The following is a 13,932-nucleotide window of genomic DNA, read 5'->3' as shown; positions in this document are numbered from 1 at the left end:
CATTACGCAGATCAGGTGCCGACCCCTCATCGATGCCAGCTAGATTGGCGATGAGGGATTTTTCGCTACGATGCGTAAATCCAGTCGCAGGGGTGGGAGTAGCGAGATGATGGACGTTGATACAGCACTGAGCTGCTTAAGAGAGCTTCCGGTCGATCCGCGTTTGGAGGCGATCGACGACGGCGTCTTCGACGCGCTTGCCTACCAGCGCCGGCATGGCGCGCCTTTGTCGGGAGCCGTCTTCGGGATCGCCGCCGGTGTGGCCCTTTCCGTCGGACTTCTGGGCTCCGTCATACCGGCGCGCGAGACTCGGGTGTCATCGATCGCGCCTTTCGGCGCGCCGCCGGCCCTGGCGCCCTCGACGCTCCTCGGGACGAGCGAATGACCGATCGCCGTCGCCTCCTGCTGATTGCGGTGATCGCCTTTCTGGCCGCGATTGTCGGCGCCTTCCTTGGTCGGGCGTTCATCGTGCCGCCAACCCCGGTCGAAACTGAACTGCACGCACTGCTCCACCACGAGCTCGACCTCGATAGTGCGCAACAAGCGCGCATGGACGAAATCGAACGCCGTTTCGCAGTCCGCAAACAGGCGCTGGAGCTCGAACTTCGGGCGGACAATGCGCGGCTCGCCGACGCCATCCAGGCCGAACACGGCTATGGTCCCGCCGTGAGCGCCGCAGTCGACCGGTCGCATCAGGCGATGGGTCAGCTTCAGAAGGAAACGCTCGAGCATATCTTCGCCATGCGAGCGGTCCTGAAACCCGACCAAGCCGCCAAATTTGATGCGGCCGTCGTAAAGGCGCTGACGGCCAAGGAACCGTGAGCCTTGATCTCGCCGCCTGCTCGGACGGCGAGCTCGCTGCGCTTGCGCTGGGTGGGCGACAGCCGGCCTATAGCGAGTTGATGCGGCGCCACCGGGAGAGCATCTTTCGCCTGCTGCGCGGTCATACCGGAGACGCGGATGCCGCTCTAGACCTTACCCAGCAGAGCTTCATCGCGGCCTTCGCCGCGCTGCGCAGCTATGACGGCGAACGGCCGTTTCGGCTCTGGATCTCGCGGATCGCAATAAACAAAGCGCGCGACTGGGCTCGCCGACGCGCCGTCCGCCGTCTCTTTACCTTTGCACGGCCCCTCGAGGAGGCGATCGACGTCGCCGATCCCGGGATCTCGGCGGACGTCCGGCTCGACGATCGCCGCGAACTTGAACGGGCCATGGCCGCGATTGCTATGCTGCCTGCAAGCCTCAGGGATGTGCTCGTCCTGCGAACGATCGAAGGCATGAGCCAAGTTGAAAGTGCGGGCGTACTCGACATCAGCGAGAAGGCGGTGGAAACCAGGCTCTATCGCGCCCGTGCAAAACTGGCAGAAATTTTGAGGGTTTGATGCCGACCCTGCGTAACCCCTGAGAGTTCAGGACAGGGATAAAGCGCAATGGACCTTTCAACCCTCGACCGGCGGAGCTTTTTGCGAGGCGCCGGGTTTGCAGGCGGGACGGCCGCGCTGGCGGCGTGGCTGCCGGCATGGGCCCAACCGGTTTCGGAGGGGCTCACCGTGCCGATTCCAACCGTATCGGGCACCGATATAACGCTGAAGATCGCACGACAAACGATGACGATCGATGGGCGCCGGTCAGCCGCGATCGGCATCAATGGCACCGTGCCGGCCCCGCTCATCCGCCTTCGTGAAGGCCAGACAGTGCGGCTCAACGTGATCAACGATCTCGACGAAGACAGCTCGATTCACTGGCATGGCCTTCTCGTGCCACCCCAACATGACGGCGTTCCTGGCGTGTCGTTTCCGGGAATTAAGCCGCGATCGAGTTATCTCTACGAGTTTCCCGTCCGTCAGAACGGCACCTATTGGTACCACAGCCATTCCGGCCTCCAGGAGCAGCTTGGACATTACGGCCCGATCGTGATCGATCCTGCAGGCGCCGACCCCGTCCAGTCTGACCGCGAGCATGTCATCGTTCTGTCCGACCACAGCCAGCTTTCGCCTGAGGCGATCTTTCGGCGCATGAAGGTCGATCCAGGCCATTTCAATTTCCAGCGGCAGACACTTGCCGGTCTGCTCGCAGATAAAGACCAACGGCTCAAGGATAGGGTCGATTGGGGAGCGATGCGGATGGATCCGACCGACGTCTCCGACGCCACAGGCGCCGCTTATACCTATCTCGTCAATGGCCATGGGCCGTTTGACAACTGGACTGCGCTTTTCACGCCAGGCCAGCGGGTCCGTCTGCGGTTTATCAATGCCTCCGCGATGACGACGTTCAACGTCCGCATTCCGGGGCTACGCCTCACCATCGTCCAGGCTGACGGCCAAAATGTCATGCCGATCGAGGTCGACGAGTTCCAGATCGGCGTTGCAGAGACCTATGATGCAATCGTCACGCCGTCCGAAGACAAGGCCTTCACGCTCGTCGGCGAGGCGATCGACCGCTCGGGTATGGCGCGGGCAACCCTAGCACCTCGGGCGGGCATGACCGCGCCGGTTCCACCTCTTCGAAAACGTCCCATTGCGACGATGAAGGACATGGGGATGGATATGTCCGGCATGCAGGGCATGGAAGGCATGGACATGTCGGGTGGCATGAACTCGTCTCGCGGGGTCGATCCGACAGCAGAGAAAAATGCGTCGGGGCGACTTGCTTCGGGCGTCGCTGCCGGAGCGGCCATCCAAAGCACCATGCCGCAGATGGCGGGCATGGATCATAACACGATGGGAGCGATGGACCATTCCTCCATGGGTCAAGGCAGTGTGACCGGCATGGATCACGCGGCGATGGGCCATGGTGCGATGGCCGGCAGTCAGCCCATGGCCGGCCATGACATGGGATCGATGGATATGGGCGCGATGAACATGCGCGACTTCTCCAACGCACCTCAGGTCAAGCGCGGCCCCGGTGTCCAGACGATCTCACCGATGCCAATGGATCGGACTGGCGAACCCGGCCAGGGTCTCGAGGATGTCGGTCACAAGGTCCTCGTCTACAAGGACCTGATGGCGCTCGACCGCAATCCCGACGTGCGCGCGCCGTCTCGCAGTATCGACATCCATCTCACCGGCAACATGGAGCGCTTCATGTGGTCCTTCGATGGCGAGAAGATGTCCGACGTGCATGAGCCCATTCCGTTCATCGAGGGCGAGCGTGTGCGGGTGAACCTGATCAACGATAGCATGATGGGACATCCTATCCATATTCATGGCCATTTCTTCGAGCTGGTGACCGGCCATGGCGATCATGGGCCGCGCAAGCATACCGTGATCGTTCAGCCGGGCGGGAAGGTGACCTGGGATTTCACTGCAGACGCCGTCGGCGACTGGGCCTTCCACTGCCACCTACTTTATCACATGCATGCCGGCATGATGCGGATCGTCAGCGTCCGTCCCAAAGGAGAGGCAGCATGACGCGGCTCGCTGCTCTCCTCGCCGCATCGTCCGCCATGGTCCTCACGGCACCCGCGTTCGCGCAGGATCATTCGATGCACAACATGCCGGGGATGTCGATGCCGACGGCACAGCCACAGGCTGCAAAGCCCAAGCCCAAGGTGAGAAAACCGGCACCCCGTCGACCAGCGCCTGCGGCGCGCCCGGTGAGGCGCGAGCCTCCCAAGCCTGCCCAGCCACCGGCGGCGCATCAGGGTCATGATATGCAGGGCATGGATCACTCCAACATGCCGGGCATGTCCGAAGACCCCTCAAAGACCATGGCTGATGACGCCATGCCGGGCATGGACATGCAAAACGAGCATGCCGGCCACGACATGAGCGCGATGCCGACCATGCAGCCGACCGGTACGGCACTGCCTGCCGGCAGCGCGCCGGCTCCAAGGCCACCAATGGACCATTATGCCGATCGCCAGTTTCCCCCGGCCGAAATGGCGCTGGCGCGCCGGAAAATGATGGCAGAAGAAGGCGGCCAGACGCTGTCGCAGGTGATGTTCAACCTTGCCGAATATCAGGCCCGCAAAGGCCGTGACGGCTATCGGTGGGACGGCGAGGCTTGGTTCGGCGGCGACATCAACCGGCTGACGCTTAAATCCGAAGGAGAAGGCGCTTTCCGCGACGGCGTAGAAGCCGCAGAGATCCAGGCGCTCTACAGCCGCGCGATAGGACCCTATTTCAATCTCCAGGCAGGTGTGCGCTACGACTTCAAGCCCAATCCCTCACGCGCCTATGCCGTGCTTGGCTTCGAAGGGCTTGCCCCTTATTGGTTTGAGGTCGAGGGCGCTGTCTTCCTCTCGGACAAGGGCGACCTGCTCGGGCGCGTCGAGGGCTATTATGATCAGCGCCTAACCCAGCGCCTGGTCTTGCAGCCTAGGGTCGAACTGAACTTCGCTGCGCAAGACGTACCGGAAAATCGCATCGGGGCCGGTCTTTCCAATGCAGAGCTGGGCTTGCGGCTGCGCTATGAAATCACGCGCAAGCTCGCGCCCTATGTGGGTGTGTCCTACGACGCGAAAAGCGGCCAGACCGCCCGTTACGCGCGCGACGACGGGGAAGATCCGACAACGACGAGTTTTGTCGCTGGCGTCCGAATCTGGTTCTGAGCGCTCACCGAGGACGTGAGGCGGACTGATATCCGGGCTGGACCGACAGGAGAGTGAGATGGACCATTCGCAGAACGCAGGCAGCAAGATGAACGGCTATTTGAGTCTTGCCCTGCAGACCTTGATCGGCGCCGTCATCATGTACCTCGTGATGTTCGTCATGATCGACAGCCTCGACAGCTTCTACAACAATCTCAACATGCTCTACATGACGCTGATGATGGTAGCACCCATGGTGGTGCTGATGATTCTGGCGATGAAGCACATGTTTGCATCGCGCTCCGCCAATCTTGCGATCATCGTCGTATCGGTGGCCGTTTTCTTTGGGTCATTCGCGCTGATCCGATCCCAAACGACAATCGACGACGTCGCCTTCCTGCGTTCGATGATCCCACATCATTCAGGCGCCATCCTGATGTGCCGCGAAGCGAATCTCCGGGATGCAGAGGTCAAGCGCCTGTGCGGCGAAATCCGAAACTCTCAGCGCCGCGAGATCGAACAGATGAAGGTCATCCTTGCGCGCCTCAATTGACGCGCGGCATATTTCGAGGGGTTCTTCTCCCGACCGCGTATAGGCAGATGAAGGAAAGAGGACCGAACATGCTGAAGCGCCATCTGCTTGGAGCCGCATTGATGCTTTTGGCAACCGCTGCAAATGCGGCGGGCCCGATCGTGGTTCACCGCGACCCGGGATGTGGGTGCTGCGAGCAATGGGCGGCACAAGTCCGCGCACAGTTCGGGCGGCAGATCAGGATGGTAGACGATCAGTCTCGCGCCACTTTCCAAGGCACGCGCGGCGTTCCGGCCTCGCTGTCCTCCTGCCATACCGCAGTCATCGACGGCCTGGTCTTCGAAGGTCACGTTCCCATCGCAGACATGAAGCGGGTGCTCGCCCAGCGCCCGAAGGGCGTCACTGGCCTAGCCGTGGCCGGAATGCCGGTGGGATCGCCGGGCATGGAGGTGCCGGGTCGTCGCGGCGACCCCTATGTCGTCGTCGCATTCGGTCCATCAGGCACACGAATATTTGCGCGCCATCAAGGATAGATGGCGATTGTCGGAAAGATTAGGCTGCGATAGATAGAAACGTCTTGAAACGCTTGCTCGCCTCTCTGCTCCTTGTCGGAGCGCTCTTCGGCCTCTTCGGGGCGCAGCTGGCCTATGCGCACGGCGTGCCCGTCGCGGCGCGTGCGCCCACAGCGATGGCGATGGACGCCGATTGCATGGCAATGATGGCCAAGCAGCAGCCCGCGCCAAAAGGAACACCGTGTAAGGGGCTTACGCTCGATTGTATCGGGGCGATGGGATGCGTTGTGCCAATCGTGCTGGGTAATGCAGTGCCCGCGCCCGCATCGCCGTGGATTCACAACCAGGCTATTTTCTGGACCACCGTCAGCGTCCTGCAGGGGCACGAGTACGCACCCGAGCCGGAGCCCCCCACCCTCCTTGGCTGATTGAACAATCGCGCCCGTCAGGCGCGCGGCTTCTTGTCGCGTCCAGACGCCCGCGATGCCTCTCCATACAGTCAAGGATATTCGTGATGATCAAGAAGTCGATTTTGGCCGCCCTGCTGGCGGTCTTCAGCCTCGCCGCGCCCGCATGGGCTGCCGACCAGAGCAGTGCGCCGCAAGGGCGCTGGGAATGGAAGTCGGTGCCGCAATATGGGCCGCGAGCGACCGGCCCGGCGCAGAAGCGCGTGTGGGTGCCCGACAACGCGCAGATGGCGAACTGCGCCTGCGACATGATGAAGACGAGCGCGGCCGATTGCATGAAATCCATGCATGAAGGCAACATGTCGCCTTCGGCCGGCTGAGCCACGGTTCCCGGCCGATAGGATAGAACAGTGAGGCCAGGCGCGTCGCGCCGGCGCGGGCAAGAGACCGCGTCGGCGCGCGTTGGCACTCATAATTTGTCCTTCACGGCCCGGGATCCTCTGCAATGGGAGTCCTCCATGCGTACCTTCTTCTTAGCCGTCCCTGTGCTCGCTCTGACCACGAATCCCGCGCTCGCCGGGCAGCTTCGCTTCGAGGAGGCGCTCGCCCGAGCCGAGGCACAGGCTCCCTCGCTTCGCGCCAAGGCGCTGGAGGCTGATGCGCGTCGTTCTGCGCTGCCCGCCGCAGGGCAGCTTCCTGATCCCAAGCTTGGACTCGGAATCGACAATTTCCCGGTGTCGGGTCCGCCAGCGGGCAGCTTCGTCGAAGACAGCATGACGATGGCGCGGCTAGGGATCTCGCAGGAGGTCCCCAACGCCGCCAAGCGACGTGCGCGCTCAAGCAGAGCGCGGACTGATGTCCAGGCGGCGGAAGCAACCTTTCTGTCCGAGAGCAGGCGGGTCAAGGTGGCGACGGCGCTGGCCTGGATCGATCTCGCCTATGCGGAGCGTCGTCTTGCCGCCCTCAACGGCATAGTTTCCCGGCTCGCCCCCCTTCCCTCCGCGGCAAAGTCGGGTGTTGCCTCGGGCGCGGCCCGCCCCGCACAGACGCTGCAGGTTCGGCAGTCGCTCGCGGTGCTGGAAGACCGCCGGAGCGAGCTCGCCGCCGAAGTGGGACGTCAGCGCGCGCTCCTTTCGCGCTGGACCGGCGAGTCGGCGCCTGAAACCGTTGGCGACGTCCCAGCGCTCACGGTCGATGCAACGACTTTGCGAGCCGCATTAGCGGAGCATCCCGATCTCGGCGCCGCCAGTGCCCGGGTCGCCCAGGCCGAGGCTGACGTTGCCATCGCCCGCGCCGATAAACGTCCCGACTGGGGCTTCGACGTCGCCTATCAGCGCCGCGCAGACCGTTATGGCGACATGGTCTCGGCCGGCGTCACCGTCAGCCTGCCCCTTTTTGCCAAACGGCGGCAGGACCCGATGATCGCCTCCAGTACCGCGAACGCCGCCGCGGCGATGGCTGAGCAGGAGGACATGCGCCGGTCGCTGCTCGCCGATCTCGAAGCCGGCCTTGCCGACCATGACATGCACCATGAGCAATGGATGCGCGCACGCGACACGCTGCTGCCGCTCGCGCGCAATCGCGCTGAGCTCGAGACGGCCAGCTATGCGGCGGGTCGCGCCGGGCTGCTCGACGTGATCGAGGCCCAGACCATGCTTGCCGACATCGAACTGCAATTGCTCGACAGGGAGGCCGAAGTCGCGCGCGATGCTGTGCGGCTCGTCTTCACCTTTGGGGGGAACAGCCAATGAAATTCGACACAAGCTCGCGCGCGCAGCTGGGCATGGCCGCCGCGGCGCTCGCACTCGCGGCGGGTGGCCTCGGCTATGGCCTCGCGAATTGGCGCCATGAGTCTCCGCCTGGAGCAACAGCGCAAAGCGGACGCAAGATCCTCTACTGGTACGATCCGATGGTCCCGAGCCAGCATTTCGACAAGCCGGGCAAATCGCCTTTCATGGATATGGAGCTTGTCCCCAAATATGCCGACGAAGCGGCGAGCGGCGAGACCGGCGTGGCGATCGACCCAAGCCGCACGCAATCGCTTGGCCTGCGCATCGCGGAGGCGCGAACGGGCACGCTGGGATCGGGCCTCGCGGCGACCGGTACAATCGAGTTCAACGAGCGCGACGTCGCCATCGTCCAGGCGCGAACTGGCGGCTTCGTCCAACGGGTCTATGCGCGCGCGCCGGGCGATGTGATCGGGGCAGGCGCCCCGCTCGCCGACATACTGGTGCCGGAATGGGCGGGCGCACAGGCGGAATATCTGGCCGCCCGGCGGATCGGTGATGCGGGCCTCGCTCGCGCGGCCCGTCAGCGCCTGCTCTTGCTGGGCATGCCCACCGGAACGGTGGCCGCAGTCGAGCGGAGCGGGCGACCGCACAATGTGATGACGATTTCGGCGCCGACCGGCGGCACAATCAAGACGCTCGGCGTCCGGGCCGGGATGACGGTCGCGAGCGGTCAGACACTCGCCGAGGTGAATGGGCTCGGTACGGTGTGGCTCAATGCCGCCGTGCCGGAGGCGATGGCCGGCAGGCTTCGCCCAGGCCAGAGCGCGACCGCGACCCTCGCCGCCTATCCGGGCGAGCGCTTCACCGGCCGCATCGCCGCGATCCTCGCAAGCGTCGCCGCCGAAAGCCGGACGCTCACCGTGCGGATCGAACTTTCCAACCGAGCCGGGCGCCTGCGCCCTGGCATGTTCGCCTCGGTCGATCTCGGCGACGCTGCGCGGCCGGCACTGCTCGTCCCCTCGGAGGCGGTCATTCGGACCGGCAAGCGTTCGCTCGTCATGCTGGCGCTGGCGCAAGGGCGCTATCGGCCCGCCGAGGTGCAGACCGGCGCCGAGTCAGGAGGCCAGACCGAAATCCTTGCCGGCCTCGCCGAGGGGGAGAAGATCGTCGCTTCCGGCCAGTTCCTGATCGACTCCGAGGCCAGCCTCTCGGGAATCGAGGCGCGCCCGATCGGCGGGGCAGCCCCAACTCCGCGACCGGAAACGACATCCAACGGCGCCTATCGCGCGAGCGGCCGGATCGAAAGCATCGCGGGCGACCGGATTACCCTCAGTCACGCCCCTGTCCCCGCGCTCAAATGGCCCGCCATGACGATGACGTTCAAGCTGGGGAGCCCGGCGCTCGCGCGCGGGCTCAAGAAGGGCGACCGCGTCGTCTTCGGCTTCGACCAAGCGGCGGAAGGTCCAGTTGTTCGCACGCTGAGCCGCGAGGCGGCGCGATGATCGGCCGTCTCATCGACTGGTCGGCTAACAACCGCCTGTTCGTAGTGCTCGGCGCCCTGGCGCTCGTCCTCGGCGGACTCCTTGCCTTGCGCAGCACGCCGATCGACGCGCTGCCCGACCTCAGCGACACCCAGGTCATCATCCGCACGAGCTATCCGGGCCAAGCCCCCCAGATCGTCGAAAATCAGATCACCTACCCGCTCGCGACGACGATGCTGTCGGTGCCCGGGGCGAAGACCGTGCGCGGCTATTCCTTCTTCGGCGACAGCTTCGTCTATGTCATTTTCGCCGATGGGACCGACCTCTATTGGGCGCGCTCGCGCGTCCTTGAATATCTCAACCAGGTCCAGGGCCGCTTGCCTGACACCGCACGCAGCGCGATCGGCCCCGACGCCACCGGGGTGGGGTGGGTCTATCAATATGCGCTGGTCGATCGGACCGGCGGACACGACCTCGCGCAGCTGCGGTCGCTCCAGGACTGGTTCCTCCGCTACGAGCTCAAGAGCCTGCCTGGGGTGGCCGAAGTCGCCAGCATCGGCGGCATGGTCAAGCAATATCAGGTCGTGCTCGATCCGGTGAAGCTTGCCGGTTACGGCATCACCCACGCGCAGGCCGTCGCGGCGATCGGGCAGGCCAACCAGGAAACCGGAGGCTCGGTCCTCGAGCTGGGCGAGGCCGAATATATGGTGCGCGCTTCGGGCTATCTTCAGACGCTCGACGACTTCCGCGCCATACCGCTGCGCACTGCGGCCGGCGGCGTGCCGGTAACGCTCGGCGACGTCGCGACCATCCAGCTTGGCCCCGAAATGCGCCGCGGTATCGCCGAGCTCGACGGCGACGGCGAAGTGGCGGGCGGAGTCGTCATCCTGCGTTCGGGATCAGACGCACGTGCCACTATCCAGGCGGTGCAGGACAAGCTCGAGCTCTTAAAGAAGAGCCTGCCGCGCGGCGTCGCGATCGTGCCGACCTATGACCGCTCGCACCTCATCGATGCCGCGATTGAGAACCTCACGCACAAACTTGCCGAAGAGTTCGTGGTTGTGGCGATCGTCTGCGCGCTGTTCCTCTGGCACGTGCGCTCGGCGCTTGTCGCGATCGTCACGCTGCCGCTTGGCGTCCTCGCCGCCTTCATCGTGATGCATTTCCAGGGCGTCAACGCCAACATCATGTCCTTGGGCGGGATCGCGATCGCGATCGGCGCCATGGTCGACGCCGCGATCGTGATGATCGAGAACGCCCACAAGCGGATCGAGCAATGGGAGCATGATCATCCCGGTGAAGAGCTGGCCGGGGGGGCGCGCTGGACGGTGATCACCGACGCGGCGCGCGAGGTGGGTCCCGCGCTCTTCTTCTCGCTCCTCATCATCACCCTGTCCTTCGTGCCCGTCTTCACTTTGGAAGCACAGGAAGGGCGTCTCTTCGCGCCGCTCGCGTTCACCAAGACCTACACCATGGCGGCCGCGGCGATCCTGTCCGTGACGCTGGTTCCGGTGCTGATGGGCTGGCTCATCCGGGGCAAGATTCCTTCCGAGCAGGCCAATCCGGTCAACCGCGCGCTGACGCGGGCCTATCGTCCCGCCATCGACTGGGTGTTGAAGAAACCCAAGGCGACCCTCGTCCTCGCGGGGCTGGTCTTCCTGACGACCGCTTGGCCGCTGTCCCGGCTCGGCGGCGAATTCCTGCCGGCGATGAACGAGGGCGATCTTCTCTACATGCCCTCGGCGCTGCCGGGGCTCTCTGCCGCCAAGGCCTCGGAGCTGCTTCAGCAGACCGATCGCATGATCAAGTCGGTGCCTGAGGTCCAGAGCGTGTTCGGGAAAGCGGGGCGCGCGGAGAGCGCGACCGACCCCGCCCCGCTCGAGATGTTCGAGACGACGATCCGCTTCAAGCCGCGCGAGCAATGGCGGCCCGGCATGACTCCGGAGAAGCTGGTCGAGGAGCTCGACCGCACCGTGAAAGTACCCGGCCTCGCCAACATCTGGGTGCCGCCCATCCGCAACCGGATCGACATGCTGGCGACCGGCATCAAGAGCCCGATCGGGGTCAAGGTCTCTGGGTCGGATCTTGCCGCCATCGACCATATCGCGCGCGAGGTGGAACGGGTCGCGAAGGGAGTGCCCGGAGTGAGCTCCGCACTCGCCGAGCGGCTGACAGGCGGGCGTTATGTCGATGTGCAGATCGATCGGATCGCCGCCGCGCGATATGGCCTCAACATCTCCGATGTCCAGGCGATCGTCGCGGGCGCGATCGGCGGCGAGAATGTCGGCCAAACCGTCGAGGGGCTGGCGCGCTATCCCATCAATGTCCGCTACCCGCGCGAGTTGCGCGACAGTCCGGACGCACTGCGCGCTCTTCCGGTGCTCACGCCATCGGGCCAGCAGATCACGCTGGGCAGCGTCGCGCAGATCGCGATCAGCGACGGACCGCCGATGCTGAAGACCGAGAACGGACGGCCATCGACCTGGGTCTATGTCGACGTCCGGGGACGCGATCTCGCCTCGGTGGTCGATGATCTGCAGACTGCGGTGGCCCGCGAGGTCAAGCTCTCGTCGGGTGTCAGCCTCGCCTATTCGGGCCAGTTCGAATATCTCGCGCGCGCGATCGACCGGCTGAAGATCGTCGTGCCGGCGACGCTCGCGATCATCTTCCTGCTGCTGTACCTCATCTTCCGGCGGCTCGACGAGGCAGTGCTCATCATGGGCACACTCCCCTTCGCGCTCACCGGCGGTTTCTGGATCCTCTACCTGCTCGGCTATCACCAGTCGGTCGCGACCGGCGTCGGGTTCATTGCGCTTGCCGGCGTCGCCGCCGAGTTCGGCGTCGTGATGCTGATCTATCTCAGGGATGCCCTCGAGGCGCGGGGCGAGAGGCCGTCGCACGAAGATATTGCAGAAGCGGTGCGCGAAGGCGCGCTGCTCAGGGTCCGGCCCAAGGCGATGACCGTCGCCGTCATTATCGCGGGGCTTTTGCCGATCCTCGTCGGCTCCGGCGCCGGCTCGGAAGTCATGAGCCGGATTGCCGCACCCATGGTCGGCGGCATGCTGACCGCGCCGCTTCTCTCGATGTTCGTCATCCCCGCCGCCTATCTGCTTCTGAGGCAGCGGTCTTCTCAACCCTCGATCCCAATGAAGCACCACGAAAGGAACCTGCAATGAAAGTTCACGCTCTGTCCGTCCTGGCCCTGACCGCTGCCCTTGCTGCATGTGGCTCGAAGACCGAGACCAATGAGGCGGCAGCGACGAATACGGCGGCACCGGCGGCTACCGAAACCAACGCGATGGCGGGCGACATGGGCAATATGGCGATGTCCCCTACAGCAAAGATGGCCAAGGGCACCGGCAAAGTGACGGCCGTCGACAAGGCCGCCGGAACGATCACGCTCGACCATGGCCCGATCGCCGAGGCCAACTGGCCGGCTATGACGATGGCATTCAAGGCCGCGCCGGCGCTCATCGACAGCGTGAAAGTGGGCGATGAGGTGAATTTCGAGCTGAAGCTCGACGGCAATGCCGGCGAGGTGACCGCGATCACAAAGCAGTAGTCGATTCCAGACCTGCTCCGGGCGGGTCGCCGGAATGCCGGCGGCCCGCCATGGCCAACGATCGTCAGGTGCAGCAGGAGGCGTCCGGCCCGGCGAGTTGGATCGGCGGGCACGGCACGGTCCCGTAGGAGCAGAATACGCAGCAATCGCCGGTCTTCGGCCGCAAGACCGCTCCGCAACCGGTGCAATCATAGAAAAACTGGCAGGCGTTCGTCGGCATCGTCTCCGTCTTCGTCGTGCCGCACAGCGGACAGGTGAGGACCGATTGAGGAACGAAAACGCGCTCAGACATAGGAATAGCCAAGCCAGAACAACGTCACTCCCAGCAGCAAGCCAATGAAAAGGACCGCGCGCACAGCAGGCGGTGTGCAGACGCCCTCGGATGCGCAGGTCATCGCCACGCGCTGCTGCCGCCAGAGCATGATCGCGCCGCCGATCAGGAAGAGCGCGCTCAAGCACAGCAGGAGCATCCGATACGGGCTGGCCGCCAAGGCAATGCCGCCGAGCCATCCGGCACCCAAGCCGGCGGTGGTGAGCAATATGGGCAGCGCGCAGCAGGATGCCACGGCGAAGGCGGCCGCGATTCCGCCGACCGTGAGAACAGCAGCGCCCTCCGCTCCCAAAGAACGGCGCAGTTCAGGCGGTTCGGACATGATGGGCGACTCCTTGTGATCAACGGAATCGCATCCTACCGTCTGTAGCCGCTACAGACTCAACCCCCAATTTTGAGCAGAAGATGACGACATCGGAGATTATCGCAATCGGGGAACTGTCGCGGCGCACACGCTGCAACATTGAGACGATCCGCTATTATGAGCGGATCGGGCTCCTGCCCGAGGCGGCGCGGCGGGGCCGGTATCGGAGCTTCGGCCCCGCGGACGTGGCGCGGCTGCATTTCGTTCGGCGCGCACGGGAACTGGGCTTCACGCTCGACGAGATTCGCGCGCTGCTCGGCATTGCCACCGCCGATGATGTCTCATGTGACGATGCCCGCGAAATCGCGACCTTGCATCTGACGCAGGTTCGCGCGCGGATCGCGGATTTGAAGCGCATGGAGCAGGTCCTTGCCGACACCGTGCGGGCCTGCAATTCCGGCGATCATGTCGGGTGCCCGCTGATCACTACATTATCTGCGGCTCGCTAAACTCCGCCTGGGCGACGCCTTCTGTACGCCGAA

The 13,932-nt window shown here is 64.4% G+C and carries 16 protein-coding genes; 14 read left to right on the top strand and 2 right to left on the bottom strand.

The genetic code is table 11. The features are described 5' to 3' along the window. Nucleotides 1-106 precede the first annotated feature (106 nt). The 13 genes from RQH62_RS18980 to RQH62_RS18920 all read left to right on the top strand — a co-directional run bounded on the left by RQH62_RS18980 (nucleotide 107) and on the right by RQH62_RS18920 (nucleotide 12,755). Nucleotides 107-385, top strand: a complete 279-nt coding sequence (locus RQH62_RS18980) for a hypothetical protein (RefSeq protein ID WP_311270239.1) — start codon at nucleotides 107-109, stop codon at nucleotides 383-385. Then, nucleotides 382-822: a periplasmic heavy metal sensor gene (locus tag RQH62_RS18975; protein WP_311270238.1), complete on the top strand. Its 441-nt coding sequence runs from the start codon at nucleotides 382-384 to the stop codon at nucleotides 820-822. Before RQH62_RS18980 ends, RQH62_RS18975 begins: the two co-directional genes overlap by 4 nt. Then, nucleotides 819-1,382: an RNA polymerase sigma factor gene (locus RQH62_RS18970; RefSeq protein ID WP_232016590.1), complete on the top strand. Its 564-nt coding sequence runs from the start codon at nucleotides 819-821 to the stop codon at nucleotides 1,380-1,382. The genes RQH62_RS18975 and RQH62_RS18970 overlap by 4 nt, the downstream gene beginning before the upstream one ends. Before the next feature lie 48 nt (nucleotides 1,383-1,430). Next, on the top strand, nucleotides 1,431-3,410 hold the full coding sequence (locus RQH62_RS18965; protein WP_311270237.1) for a copper resistance system multicopper oxidase: 1,980 nt from the start codon (nucleotides 1,431-1,433) through the stop codon (nucleotides 3,408-3,410). Further along, nucleotides 3,407-4,552, top strand: coding sequence for a copper resistance protein B (locus RQH62_RS18960; protein ID WP_066044094.1), 1,146 nt, complete (start codon nucleotides 3,407-3,409; stop codon nucleotides 4,550-4,552). The genes RQH62_RS18965 and RQH62_RS18960 overlap by 4 nt, the downstream gene beginning before the upstream one ends. A 58-nt stretch (nucleotides 4,553-4,610) precedes the next feature. Continuing rightward, entirely contained in the window at nucleotides 4,611-5,084 is a 474-nt protein-coding gene (locus tag RQH62_RS18955) for a DUF305 domain-containing protein (RefSeq protein ID WP_120252795.1), read from the top strand. 68 nt (nucleotides 5,085-5,152) lie between these two features. Next, on the top strand, nucleotides 5,153-5,596 hold the full coding sequence (locus RQH62_RS18950) for a DUF411 domain-containing protein (protein ID WP_060977813.1): 444 nt from the start codon (nucleotides 5,153-5,155) through the stop codon (nucleotides 5,594-5,596). Between the two features lie 44 nt (nucleotides 5,597-5,640). Beyond that, the gene (locus tag RQH62_RS18945) at nucleotides 5,641-6,003 is read left to right on the top strand and encodes a hypothetical protein (RefSeq protein WP_060977811.1); all 363 of its coding nucleotides are present in this window, start codon (nucleotides 5,641-5,643) and stop codon (nucleotides 6,001-6,003) included. Between the two features lie 86 nt (nucleotides 6,004-6,089). Further along, nucleotides 6,090-6,362 (top strand): hypothetical protein, encoded by a 273-nt coding sequence (locus RQH62_RS18940; protein ID WP_311270236.1) that lies wholly within the window; start codon nucleotides 6,090-6,092, stop codon nucleotides 6,360-6,362. Nucleotides 6,363-6,500: 138 nt separating this feature from the next. After that, nucleotides 6,501-7,733, top strand: a complete 1,233-nt coding sequence (locus tag RQH62_RS18935; protein WP_311270235.1) for a TolC family protein — start codon at nucleotides 6,501-6,503, stop codon at nucleotides 7,731-7,733. Beyond that, complete coding sequence (locus tag RQH62_RS18930; RefSeq protein ID WP_311270234.1) at nucleotides 7,730-9,214, top strand: efflux RND transporter periplasmic adaptor subunit; 1,485 nt, start codon at nucleotides 7,730-7,732, stop codon at nucleotides 9,212-9,214. The genes RQH62_RS18935 and RQH62_RS18930 overlap by 4 nt, the downstream gene beginning before the upstream one ends. Then, a complete protein-coding gene (locus RQH62_RS18925) occupies nucleotides 9,211-12,369 on the top strand; it encodes an efflux RND transporter permease subunit (RefSeq protein ID WP_084281424.1) in 3,159 nt (1,052 codons plus the stop codon). Before RQH62_RS18930 ends, RQH62_RS18925 begins: the two co-directional genes overlap by 4 nt. Next, entirely contained in the window at nucleotides 12,366-12,755 is a 390-nt protein-coding gene (locus RQH62_RS18920) for a copper-binding protein (RefSeq protein WP_065847539.1), read from the top strand. Before RQH62_RS18925 ends, RQH62_RS18920 begins: the two co-directional genes overlap by 4 nt. A 64-nt stretch (nucleotides 12,756-12,819) precedes the next feature. Here RQH62_RS18920 and RQH62_RS18915 read toward each other — a convergent pair whose 3' ends face one another. Both RQH62_RS18915 and RQH62_RS18910 read right to left on the bottom strand, forming a co-directional pair. Next, on the bottom strand, nucleotides 12,820-13,047 hold the full coding sequence (locus tag RQH62_RS18915) for a GDCCVxC domain-containing (seleno)protein (protein WP_082594896.1): 228 nt from the start codon (nucleotides 13,045-13,047) through the stop codon (nucleotides 12,820-12,822). Continuing rightward, nucleotides 13,040-13,408 carry a mercuric reductase gene (locus RQH62_RS18910; protein ID WP_056383935.1) on the bottom strand — a complete coding sequence of 123 codons (369 nt, stop codon included), beginning with the start codon at nucleotides 13,406-13,408 and terminating at the stop codon, nucleotides 13,040-13,042. Before RQH62_RS18910 ends, RQH62_RS18915 begins: the two co-directional genes overlap by 8 nt. An 83-nt stretch (nucleotides 13,409-13,491) precedes the next feature. Between RQH62_RS18910 and RQH62_RS18905 the strand changes: the two genes are divergently transcribed. After that, entirely contained in the window at nucleotides 13,492-13,899 is a 408-nt protein-coding gene (locus RQH62_RS18905; protein WP_066283071.1) for a helix-turn-helix domain-containing protein, read from the top strand. The last annotated feature ends 33 nt before the right edge of the window (nucleotides 13,900-13,932 follow it).

The organism is Sphingobium sp. WCS2017Hpa-17, from assembly GCF_031843765.1.
Taxonomy (GTDB): domain Bacteria; phylum Pseudomonadota; class Alphaproteobacteria; order Sphingomonadales; family Sphingomonadaceae; genus Sphingobium.
The sequence above is the reverse complement of the archived record's forward strand: the minus strand, read 5'-3'. Positions and strand labels throughout refer to the sequence as shown.

Bases quoted from the DNA above. Each gene is read 5' to 3' on its own strand.
- RQH62_RS18980 (WP_311270239.1), top strand. From the start codon at position 107: ATGATGGACGTTGATACAGCACTGAGCTGCTTAAGAGAGCTTCCGGTC.
- RQH62_RS18975 (WP_311270238.1), top strand. From the start codon at position 382: ATGACCGATCGCCGTCGCCTCCTGCTGATTGCGGTGATCGCCTTTCTG.
- RQH62_RS18965 (WP_311270237.1), top strand. From the start codon at position 1,431: ATGGACCTTTCAACCCTCGACCGGCGGAGCTTTTTGCGAGGCGCCGGG.
- RQH62_RS18960 (WP_066044094.1), top strand. From the start codon at position 3,407: ATGACGCGGCTCGCTGCTCTCCTCGCCGCATCGTCCGCCATGGTCCTC.
- RQH62_RS18955 (WP_120252795.1), top strand. From the start codon at position 4,611: ATGGACCATTCGCAGAACGCAGGCAGCAAGATGAACGGCTATTTGAGT.
- RQH62_RS18950 (WP_060977813.1), top strand. From the start codon at position 5,153: ATGCTGAAGCGCCATCTGCTTGGAGCCGCATTGATGCTTTTGGCAACC.
- RQH62_RS18940 (WP_311270236.1), top strand. From the start codon at position 6,090: ATGATCAAGAAGTCGATTTTGGCCGCCCTGCTGGCGGTCTTCAGCCTC.
- RQH62_RS18935 (WP_311270235.1), top strand. From the start codon at position 6,501: ATGCGTACCTTCTTCTTAGCCGTCCCTGTGCTCGCTCTGACCACGAAT.
- RQH62_RS18930 (WP_311270234.1), top strand. From the start codon at position 7,730: ATGAAATTCGACACAAGCTCGCGCGCGCAGCTGGGCATGGCCGCCGCG.
- RQH62_RS18925 (WP_084281424.1), top strand. From the start codon at position 9,211: ATGATCGGCCGTCTCATCGACTGGTCGGCTAACAACCGCCTGTTCGTA.
- RQH62_RS18920 (WP_065847539.1), top strand. From the start codon at position 12,366: ATGAAAGTTCACGCTCTGTCCGTCCTGGCCCTGACCGCTGCCCTTGCT.
- RQH62_RS18915 (WP_082594896.1), bottom strand. From the start codon at position 13,047: ATGTCTGAGCGCGTTTTCGTTCCTCAATCGGTCCTCACCTGTCCGCTG.
- RQH62_RS18910 (WP_056383935.1), bottom strand. From the start codon at position 13,408: ATGTCCGAACCGCCTGAACTGCGCCGTTCTTTGGGAGCGGAGGGCGCT.
- RQH62_RS18905 (WP_066283071.1), top strand. From the start codon at position 13,492: ATGACGACATCGGAGATTATCGCAATCGGGGAACTGTCGCGGCGCACA.